Origin of the sequence: Candidatus Accumulibacter vicinus (assembly GCF_000584955.1) — a bacterium.
In the GTDB taxonomy this organism is placed as follows: domain Bacteria; phylum Pseudomonadota; class Gammaproteobacteria; order Burkholderiales; family Rhodocyclaceae; genus Accumulibacter; species Accumulibacter vicinus.
The window spans coordinates 190,650-200,754 of the sequence record NZ_JDSS02000018.1; the positions used below are offsets into that span (position 1 = coordinate 190,650).

Below are 10,105 nucleotides of genomic sequence, written 5' to 3' on the forward strand. Positions count from 1 at the left end.
ATCCGGCGTCAGTACATCTTGGGCGGCAAGGTCTGACTGCGCATCCGCTTGTGATGACGTTTAACCGCAGCGGCCAGCTTGCGCTTACGTTCGGCAGTGGGCTTCTCGTAGAACTCGCGAGCCCTCAACTCGGTCAGCAAACCGGTTTTCTCGACGGTTCTTTTGAAGCGGCGAATGGCCACTTCGAACGGCTCATTTTCCTTGACGCGAATAGCAGGCATCGATTCTTCCCAGGTTCAAGAACACCACGATAAAGTTTAGCCGGTCATTATAAACGTAGTTACCAAGGAATTCCAAGGATTTTTTGAAGAAAAGACAATGCCCATGCCCTGCTTCAGGTGAACTGCCTAAGCGCACGATTTGCAGCCTGACCAGTTCACGAAGAGACGGCTTCCCGCACAGCGGCCGCCAGCTTCTCAGCCGCTCGGCAGACCGTCGCCGAGTCCTGGCCCTCGACCATCACGCGCAGCAGCGGTTCAGTCCCCGAAGCACGCAGCAGTACCCGCCCACAGCCATCGAGTTCACTCTCCACCTCGCGCTGCGTTGATCCGATCAGCGGGTGGTCTTTCCAGGGAAAGCCCTTGCTCAACGCCACATTGATCAGTTTTTGTGGATAGAGTTTCAGATTCCCGAGGAGTCGTTGCAGATCACCGCCCTCTTCGCGCAGTACAGAAAGCACCTGCAGGGCGGAAACGATGCCATCGCCAGTGGTGTGCCGATCGAGGCAGAGAATGTGCCCCGAATTCTCCCCCCCATAAAGCCAGCCCTTCTGCCGCAGCATGTCCATCACGTATCGGTCGCCGACATTGGCACGGACAAAAGGCACCTTGAACTCGGCCAGTGCATGCTCAAGGGCAAGATTGCTCATCAGGGTACCCACGACACCCGCGACATTGCCCTGACGCAACCGGCCCCGCACCACTGCAAACAGGAGTTGATCGCCATCGTAGATATTGCCGACTGCATCAACCATCATCACCCGGTCTGCGTCTCCGTCAAGGGCAATCCCGAGGTCGGCGCCTTGCGCCACGACAGCGTCACGCAAGGCAGCAGGTGCCGTCGCGCCGACCTCCTGGTTGATGTTAAGGCCATTCGGTTCGCTGCCGATGCTGGTCACCTCGGCGCCCAACTCGTGGAAGACATGCGGTGCGATGTGATACGCCGCACCGTTTGCGCAATCGACCACGATTTTCAACCCCCGCAGGTCCATCTCAAACGGAAAAGTGCTCTTGCAGAACTCGATATAGCGGCCGTCCGCATCGTCGATTCTCCGTGCCCGGCCAAGACCGGCCGAAGGCACACAAGTCAGCGGTTCGTCGAGCGCTGCTTCAATCTCCAACTCCATGTCATCGGGCAACTTGGTGCCCCTCGCCGAGAAGAATTTTATTCCATTATCGTAATATGGGTTGTGGGAAGCGGAAATGACGATGCCCGCCTGCAGGCGCAGGGCGCGCGTGAGGTAAGCGATCGCAGGCGTGGGCATTGGCCCAACCAGGCAGACATCGACACCGGCTGCAGAAAACCCGGCTTCCAGCGCAGCTTCCAGCATGTAGCCGGAAATGCGCGTATCCTTTCCGATCAGAACCGCCGGGCGCTCTCCCGCCTTGACATGGCTGCGCGCCGTGTCGTGAGCGGCGAGCACCCGTCCTGTGGCATGCCCGAGACGCATGACGAAATCCGGCGTGATCGGAATTTCCCCGACACGACCGCGTACGCCGTCAGTCCCAAAATACTTTCTTGTCACGATTTTCTCTCCCTCTGAGCACGGATGAGTCGACGTCTGTTGAATCATCGCTATTCTACGCAAACCCTGGAGAAGCGACTGTCAAGTAAGGCACAACCGCTGCACGGATTATTGATTTTCCACCGCGAGCCAGATGGCCAGGGCATCGCGTGTCTGCGCGACGTCGTGAACGCGCAACAGGCGTGCACCGCGTTGCGCGGCCAGCAAAGCGGCGGCGACGCTGGCTGCCAGGCGGTTTTCGACCGTCCGCGCAGTGATGGCGCCGAGCATCGATTTGCGTGATATGCCCGCTAGCACAGGCAGTCCGGTCAGCGTCAACTCGGCGAAGCGACGCAGCATTTCGAGGTTGTGGTCCAGTGTCTTGCCAAAACCAAAGCCTGGATCAAGGACCAGACGATCACTCGCTATCCCGGCTGTTCTGGCCAGAGTTACACGGCTCTGGAGAAAATCCCGGACCTCGGTGACGACGTCGGTGTAGACGGGATTCTCCTGCATCGTCAAGGGCTCGCCACGCATGTGCATCAGGCAGATCGCGCAGTCGCTATCGACCACCGCAGAAAGTGCGCCGGGCATGCGCAGCGCGTAGATGTCATTGATCATCGAAGCGCCGTGCAGCAGCGCCGCGCGCATCACTTCAGGCTTGTAGGTATCGACCGAAATCGGCACCCCACAGCCAGCCAGGGCATCCAGCACCGGCAGCAGGCGACCCAGTTCATCTTCAACACTGGTCGGCACTGCGCCTGGACGCGACGATTCTGCTCCGATATCGAGCATCTCCGCCCCTTCCCCGATCTGTCGGTGCGCGTGCTCGATTGCCTTGGCAGTGTCGCTCGCCAAACCGTCACCGGAGAACGAATCCGCTGTCAGATTGACGACCCCCATCACCAGGGGGCGGGCAAGTGAGAGTCTATGATCCCCGCAGCGAAGCAGCATCAGAAAAGTGGAACCCGTGTCAGATCGACCCCCTTACCACGAACCGGCGCAAGCCCGCCATGGCTTGCTCGCTAGGCGACTCAGGCCGGCGCGGTTGCGCTGGGCGCAGCATCCGGCGCATTATGGTCCGGCTTGTTCGACGACGACGTCTGCGGCTGCTTGGGTGGGCGTGGTGGCTTGCCTTCCATGATGTCGTTGATCTGGTCGGCGTCGATCGTTTCCAGTTCGAGCAATGCCGCAGCCATCGCCTCGACCTTGTCGCGATGATTCTCGAGCAATCGACGCGCCAAGGCATACTGCTCGTCGATGATTCTGCGGATTTCAGCGTCGACCTTCTCCATCGTCGCTTCGGACATGTTCTTATGCGTGGTTACCGAGCGCCCGAGGAAAACCTCACCGTCGTTCTCCCCATAAACCATCGGACCAAGCGCATCGGACATGCCGTAACGGGTGACCATGTCACGTGCCATTTGTGTTGCCCGTTCAAAGTCGTTTGAGGCACCCGTGGTCATCTGGTTCATGAACAGCTCTTCAGCGATGCGCCCACCGAACAGAACGGCAATCCGACTCATCAGATAGACGCGGTCGTAAGCGTAACGATCCTCTTCCGGAAGTTGCATGGTCAGGCCGAGCGCACGGCCGCGCGGGATGATGGTCACCTTATGCACGGGATCGGATTTCGGCATCAGCTTGGCGACCACTGCGTGCCCAGATTCGTGATAAGCCGTATTGCGCTTCTCGTCCTCGTTCATGACCATGCTGCGGCGCTCGGCACCCATCATGATCTTGTCCTTGGCCTTTTCGAAGTCCTCCATGTCGACCAGGCGCTTGTTGCCACGCGCAGCGAACAGGGCCGCTTCGTTGACTAGGTTGGCCAGGTCAGCCCCGGAAAATCCGGGCGTCCCGCGGGCGATGATGTCCGCCTTGACGTCAGGGGACAGCGGCACCTTGCGCATATGCACCACGAGAATCTGTTCGCGCCCACGGATGTCTGGCAGCGGGACGACCACCTGACGGTCGAAACGTCCCGGACGCATCAGCGCCGGGTCGAGCACGTCGGGACGGTTGGTGGCAGCGATCACGATGACCCCGACACTGGCCTCGAAACCATCCATCTCGACCAGCATCTGGTTGAGCGTCTGCTCGCGTTCGTCATTGCCACCGCCAAGTCCGGCGCCGCGCTGACGACCCACCGCATCCAGCTCATCGATAAAGATGATGCAAGGAGCATGTTTTTTGGCGTTTTCGAACATGTCGCGAACGCGCGCCGCTCCGACACCGACGAACATCTCGACGAAGTCGGAACCAGAAATCGAGAAGAAAGGCACCTTGGCCTCGCCGGCAATCGCTTTGGCGAGCAAGGTCTTGCCGGTACCGGGGTTGCCAACCAGCAGCACGCCCTTCGGAATACGCCCACCGAGTTTCTGGAATTTTGACGGATCGCGAAGGAAGTCGACGAGTTCCGAGACCTCTTCCTTGGCCTCGTCACAACCGGCCACATCAGCAAAGGTGATGGTATTGGTCGACTCGTCGAGCAGCCGTGCCTTGCTCTTGCCGAACGAGAAGGCGCCGCCGCGTCCGCCGCCCTGCATCTGGCGCATGAAGAAAATCCACACGCCGATCAAGAGCAACATCGGGAACCAGCTGACGAAGATGCTCATCAGGAACGATTGTTCTTCCTCAGGCTTGGCCTCGATCTTGACTCCATGTTTCAGCAGGTCGGAAACCATCCACAGATCCGGTGGCGCGTAGCTGGTCAGCTTACGGCCGTCAGTCGTCGTTGCCTTGAGTACACGCCCCTCGATGACCACCTTGGCGATCGTTCCCTTGCCCACTTCCTCGATGAACTGTGAGTACTCCATCGACGACTGGGTTACCTGGCGATTGTTGAACTGGTTGAACACCGTCATCAAAACGAGACCGATCACCAGCCAGACTGCCAGATTCTTGAACATGTTATTCAATGCTTCACCTCTTCCACGTTGCCCGGTCCGGGATTGCTCGCGAAACCTTGCCATTCCACAAATTCACATTCATACATTCTAAACCGATTCGTGCCTGCTGAAGCAAAAGCGACATCGATGCATGCTCACGCTTTCAAGGTTCTGCCCAGCAGATAAACTTCCCGACTGCGATCGCGCGATGCGTCCGGCTTGCGTGCGGATACCAATTCGAAGTTCTTGCGCATCTCCAACAAGAAATCGGTAAATCCATCACCCTGAAAGAGTTTGACCAGGAAAGCGCCGCCTGGTTTCAGCCAGTTGCGAGCAAATTCCAGAGCCAGTTCGGCGAGGTATATGCCACGGGCCTGGTCGCAGGCCGGGATGCCAGATATATTAGGCGACATATCGGAAAGAACAAGCCCGACTTTCTCACCCGCCAGCAGTTTTCCAAGAACATCGAGCACTTCCTGCTCACGGAAATCGCCCCGGATAAAGGTCACGCCGCGCAAAGGCACCATCTCCAACAGATCGACGGCGATGACGCGACCTCGGCCATGCATCCTCTTCGCGGCAACCTGCGACCAACCGCCCGGGGTCGCCCCCAGATCGACGACCACGTCGCCAGAATGGATCAGATGGTCCTTGTCATCGATCTCGACCAGCTTGTAGGCGGCACGCGAGCGAAAGCCTTCGGCCCTCGCCCGCTGCACATAGGCGTCGTTGAAGTGCTCACGCAGCCAGGCATTGCTCGATCTACTGCGACTCATTCGCCAAAAGCCGTTAAAATGGGGCAGCGCGAGACCTTATCGGCCACTGCGCCCGACACTGGTCACGAGCAGCAAGCCAAGTAAGCTCTGAACGAGATAGAGGATGCTCGACACGCCATGCCAGGCGGCGAAGCGGTTCCGCAGCACGCTCTCCATCACTTCGCGCGGCAAGGCGTCGGCTTTGAGCTGCGCCAACAGCGGCTGCAATCCGAACAGGCTGACCGCGGTAAGCATCAGCATCAACAGCAGCAGCCAGAAGCGCCAGCGCCGCATGACCGCGCTGCCGCTACGCAGCAACATGAACGACAACAGGTAGGTCGCACAGACCAGGCCCACCCAGCCAATCAGTTCGAAGAGCCTGCCGGCGAGCATGCCTGCCGTTTGACGGTCGCCACTCAGCGCGACGAACAGCGTCGGTGCCACGACATAGCCGATCGTCCACAGGCCGCCCACCCAGAGGGTCAGCGCCACGTCGTACAGAGCATCCGCGAGGCGTCGCATGGTTGCCTATTCGTAGCGGACTTCGATGATTTCGTACTCGCGAACACCACCGGGAGCCTGCACCTCAGCGATGTCGCCGGCAAACTTGCCGATCAGCGCACGAGCGATCGGTGAGTTGATCGAAATCTTGCCCGCCTTGATGTCGGCCTCGTCCTCGCCAACAATCTGATAGCTGACGCCAAGGCCGGTTTCCTGATCCTCGAGATCGAGCGTTGCCCCGAAAACGCAACGCCCGTCGGCGTCGAGCAGCTTCGGGTCGATAATCTGTGCATTCGCGAGTTTGCTCTCGATTTCCTTGATGCGACCTTCGACGAATCCCTGCCGTTCCTTGGCGGCATCGTACTCGGCATTCTCCGAGAGATCGCCGTGCGAACGCGCCTCGGCAATCGCTGCGATGGCGCGTGGCCGTTCGACGGTTTTCAGATTATGCAACTCGGCGCGGAGTTTCTCGGCGCCATTGACGGTCACAGGTATTTTGCTCATCTCATTCACTGCCAAACCGCCGGCACCCACCCGATCGGCGGATTCGACGGTGCCAAGGGTTAACTAATTCAGTTGTGCGTGCAAATCCTGGATCGGATAGACGACCAGTTCGCCACGATTCCTGATCCCATCCGCGGCCGCTTCGGCACCCCAGATCGTCGTGTAGATCGTCACCCGTGCCGCCAGGCCAGAGGTGCGGATCGAGCGAGAATCGCTGATGGCCTTGCGCTTTTCGTCCACGGTATTGATGATCAGGACAATCTCGTGGTTCTTGATCATGTCGACCACATGTGGACGCCCTTCGGTCACCTTATTCACCGGCGTGACGGCAATTCCTGCAGCCGCGATTGCCGCCGCCGTACCGCGCGTGGCAATCAGCGTGAACCCCGCCGCCTGTAACTCGCGGGCAATATTCACCGCCTTCGGCTTGTCCGACTCCTTGACGCTGATGAAAACCTGTCCCGAACTCGGGAGGCGGACGCTGGCCGCCAACTGACTCTTGACAAAGGCTTCGGAAAAGCTGAGTCCGACGCCCATCACCTCACCAGTCGACTTCATTTCGGGGCCAAGAATGGTATCGACGCCGCGGAACTTGGCGAAGGGAAAAACGGCTTCCTTGACCGAGAAATAATTCGGGACGATTTCCTGGAAGAGCCCCTGGCTGGCGAGCGACTGCCCGACCATGCAACGGGCAGCGATCTTTGCGAGCTGTAGCCCAGTGGCCTTGGAAACAAAAGGGACCGTACGCGATGCGCGCGGGTTGACTTCAAGGACAAAAACCCTCCCCTTCTGGATCGCGAACTGGACGTTCATCAGACCGCAGACCTTCAGTCCCAGGGCCATCAGCCGCGTCTGCCGGCGCAGTTCGTCCTGCAACTCGGTGGACAGCGAATACGGTGGCAGCGAACACGCCGAATCACCGGAATGCACGCCGGCCTGTTCGATATGCTCCATCACCCCCCCGATGAGGACTTCCTGGCCATCGCAAAGGGCATCGACGTCCACCTCGCAGGCATCGTTCAGAAAACGGTCGAGCAATACCGGTGAATCATTGGAAACCTTGACTGCTTCACGCATGTAGCGTTCAAGGTCGCGCTCCTCATGGACGATTTCCATCGCCCGGCCTCCGAGTACGTACGACGGACGAACCACCAGGGGATAGCCAATCTCGGCTGCCAGGCGCAACGCCTCGGGCTCGGTGCGAGCAGTACGGTTGGCCGGTTGTCTGAGGCCAAGATCCTGAAGCAGCTTCTGAAATCGCTCGCGATCTTCGGCAGCGTCGATCATGTCCGGGCTGGTACCGATGATCGGTACGCCATTGGCTTCGAGGTCACGCGCCAGCTTGAGCGGCGTCTGTCCGCCATACTGGACGATGACCCCGAGCGGTTTTTCGACGGCAACGATTTCCAGGACATCCTCGAGCGTCAGAGGCTCGAAATAGAGGCGGTCGGAAGTATCATAGTCCGTGGATACCGTTTCCGGATTGCAGTTGACCATGATCGTCTCGTAACCATCGGCACGCAGCGCGAGCGCCGCATGCACGCAGCAATAGTCGAACTCGATTCCCTGACCGATGCGATTCGGACCGCCCCCGAGAACCATGATTTTTCTCCGGTCGCTCGGATTCGCCTCGCACTCATCCTCATAGGTCGAGTAAAGGTAAGCGGTATCGGTGGCAAACTCGGCCGCGCAGGTATCGACACGCTTGAAGACCGGGCGAATTTGCAGGGCATGGCGGTGCTCACGAACGGCCGTCTGCGTCGTCCGCATCAGGGTCGCCAGCCGTTTGTCCGAAAAACCGGCACGTTTGAGACACCATAATTCATCGCGTGACAGCGAAGCGAGTGTCCTGCCGCGGATATGTTCGGCCTTCTTGTAAAGGTCCTCGATCTGCGCCAGAAACCACGGATCGATTGCCGTCAGCCGATGAATCTCGTTCAGGGTCAGACCAATCCGGAAGGCGTCAGCAACATACCAGAGACGTTCCGGGCGCGCCTCGCAGAGTGCCATCTCGATTTCTTCGCGGTCGACGCTGCGTTCATCGAAGCCATCAACGCCGATCTCGAGGCCGCGCAAGGCCTTCTGCAACGATTCCTGAAAAGTTCGCCCGATGGCCATGACCTCACCCACCGACTTCATCTGCGTGGTCAGCCGCGAGTCGGCCTCGGGGAATTTCTCGAAGGCGAAACGGGGCACCTTGGTGACCACATAGTCGATTGACGGCTCGAAAGAGGCCGGGGTCTTGCCACCGGTGATGTCGTTGGCCAGTTCATCGAGCGTATGACCCACCGCCAACTTTGCCGCCACCTTGGCAATCGGGAAGCCAGTGGCCTTTGACGCCAGCGCCGAAGAACGCGAAACACGCGGGTTCATCTCGATGACGATCATCCGCCCGGTCTGAGGGCAGATCGCAAACTGGACGTTCGAGCCGCCGGTATCGACGCCGACCTCGCGCAACACCGCGACCGAGGCGTTGCGCATGATCTGGTATTCCTTGTCGGTCAGCGTCTGCGCTGGTGCCACGGTAATCGAGTCGCCGGTGTGCACCCCCATCGGATCAAGGTTCTCGATCGCACAGACGATGATGCAGTTGTCCTTGCGATCGCGCACCACTTCCATCTCGAACTCTTTCCAGCCGATCAGAGACTCCTCGATCAGCAACTCGCTGGTCGGGCTGGCTTCGAGTCCGCGTTTGCAGATTTCGACGAATTCTTCCTGGTTGTAGGCAATGCCGCCACCCGAACCGCCCATGGTGAACGAGGGCCGGATGATTGCCGGATAGCCAATCATCGCCTGCACCTGCAGCGCTTCCTCCAGCGAGTGTGCCATCGCCGAACGAGCCGAGCCGAGACCGATGCGGGTCATCGCCGCCTTGAACTTCTCGCGGTCCTCGGCCTTGTCGATGGCTTCCCTGGTAGCTCCGATCATCTCGACGCCAAAGCGTTCGAGAACACCATGCCTGGCCAGATCAAGGGCACAATTCAGCGCCGTCTGCCCACCCATGGTCGGCAGCAGTGCATCAGGACGCTCCTTGATGATGATCTTTTCGACGACTCTCCAGTTAATCGGCTCGATATAAGTGACATCCGCCATTTCCGGGTCGGTCATGATCGTGGCCGGATTGGAGTTCACCAGGATCACCCGGTAGCCTTCCTCGCGCAGTGCCTTGCAGGCTTGCGCTCCGGAGTAATCAAACTCGCAGGCCTGTCCAATGACGATCGGCCCGGCGCCGATGATCAGAATGGTCTTGAGGTCAGTGCGTTTGGGCATGTTTCGCCTTTTCGTCTTGCATCATCTTGACAAAGCGGTCGAACAGATAGGCGATGTCGTGCGGCCCCGGACTGGCTTCCGGGTGGCCCTGAAAGGAAAAGGCCGGCAGGTCGCTACGCGCCAGACCCTGCAGTGATCCGTCGAACAGCGACACGTGCGTTGCCAGCAGGTTCGCCGGCAGGGTATCGGCGTCCACCGCAAAACCGTGGTTCTGACTGGTAATCAGGACCTGCCCAGTCTGGAGGTCCTTGACCGGGTGATTGGCGCCGTGATGGCCGAACTTCATTTTCATCGTCCTGGCGCCCGAAGCGAGCGCCAATAACTGGTGACCCAGGCAGATCCCGAAAATCGGTACGCGCCTGGCAAGGATTTCGCGGATCGCCGTGATCGCATAATCACAAGGCTCGGGGTCGCCGGGCCCGTTTGTTGCGGTCACGCCGATTCAGGACGTCGATCCGGTCAAT

9 protein-coding genes are annotated in these 10,105 nt (G+C 59.4%); all 9 read right to left on the reverse strand.

Annotated elements, in window-relative coordinates; translation table 11 throughout:
• Window positions 1–8: 8 nt before the first annotated feature.
• The 9 genes from rpsU to CAPSK01_RS05850 all read right to left on the reverse strand — a co-directional run bounded on the left by rpsU (window position 9) and on the right by CAPSK01_RS05850 (window position 10,077).
• Complete coding sequence (gene rpsU, locus CAPSK01_RS05810; protein WP_034910746.1) at window positions 9–221, reverse strand: 30S ribosomal protein S21; 213 nt, start codon at window positions 219–221, stop codon at window positions 9–11.
• A gap of 155 nt (window positions 222–376) precedes the next feature.
• Window positions 377–1,744: a phosphoglucosamine mutase gene (gene glmM / locus CAPSK01_RS05815; RefSeq protein ID WP_034923615.1), complete on the reverse strand. Its 1,368-nt coding sequence runs from the start codon at window positions 1,742–1,744 to the stop codon at window positions 377–379.
• 108 nt (window positions 1,745–1,852) lie between these two features.
• The gene (gene folP / locus CAPSK01_RS05820; RefSeq protein ID WP_273703201.1) at window positions 1,853–2,680 is read right to left on the reverse strand and encodes a dihydropteroate synthase; all 828 of its coding nucleotides are present in this window, start codon (window positions 2,678–2,680) and stop codon (window positions 1,853–1,855) included.
• 77 nt (window positions 2,681–2,757) lie between these two features.
• Window positions 2,758–4,641: an ATP-dependent zinc metalloprotease FtsH gene (gene ftsH, locus CAPSK01_RS05825; protein ID WP_034923619.1), complete on the reverse strand. Its 1,884-nt coding sequence runs from the start codon at window positions 4,639–4,641 to the stop codon at window positions 2,758–2,760.
• Window positions 4,642–4,766: 125 nt separating this feature from the next.
• Window positions 4,767–5,387: an SAM-dependent methyltransferase gene (locus CAPSK01_RS05830; RefSeq protein WP_034923621.1), complete on the reverse strand. Its 621-nt coding sequence runs from the start codon at window positions 5,385–5,387 to the stop codon at window positions 4,767–4,769.
• Between the two features lie 36 nt (window positions 5,388–5,423).
• Window positions 5,424–5,888, reverse strand: coding sequence for a DUF4149 domain-containing protein (locus CAPSK01_RS05835; RefSeq protein ID WP_034923624.1), 465 nt, complete (start codon window positions 5,886–5,888; stop codon window positions 5,424–5,426).
• 6 nt (window positions 5,889–5,894) lie between these two features.
• Window positions 5,895–6,371, reverse strand: a complete 477-nt coding sequence (gene greA, locus CAPSK01_RS05840; protein ID WP_034923627.1) for a transcription elongation factor GreA — start codon at window positions 6,369–6,371, stop codon at window positions 5,895–5,897.
• 63 nt (window positions 6,372–6,434) lie between these two features.
• Window positions 6,435–9,641, reverse strand: coding sequence for a carbamoyl-phosphate synthase large subunit (gene carB / locus CAPSK01_RS05845; protein WP_034923630.1), 3,207 nt, complete (start codon window positions 9,639–9,641; stop codon window positions 6,435–6,437).
• Complete coding sequence (locus CAPSK01_RS05850; RefSeq protein WP_337958546.1) at window positions 9,625–10,077, reverse strand: gamma-glutamyl-gamma-aminobutyrate hydrolase family protein; 453 nt, start codon at window positions 10,075–10,077, stop codon at window positions 9,625–9,627. The genes carB and CAPSK01_RS05850 overlap by 17 nt, the downstream gene beginning before the upstream one ends.
• Window positions 10,078–10,105 lie beyond the last annotated feature (28 nt).

Coding starts and splice junctions, on each gene's coding strand:
- rpsU (WP_034910746.1), bottom strand. CDS start 221: ATGCCTGCTATTCGCGTCAAGGAAAATGAGCCGTTCGAAGTGGCCATT.
- CAPSK01_RS05830 (WP_034923621.1), bottom strand. CDS start 5,387: ATGAGTCGCAGTAGATCGAGCAATGCCTGGCTGCGTGAGCACTTCAAC.
- CAPSK01_RS05835 (WP_034923624.1), bottom strand. CDS start 5,888: ATGCGACGCCTCGCGGATGCTCTGTACGACGTGGCGCTGACCCTCTGG.
- greA (WP_034923627.1), bottom strand. CDS start 6,371: ATGAGCAAAATACCTGTGACCGTCAATGGCGCCGAGAAACTCCGCGCC.
- carB (WP_034923630.1), bottom strand. CDS start 9,641: ATGCCCAAACGCACTGACCTCAAGACCATTCTGATCATCGGCGCCGGG.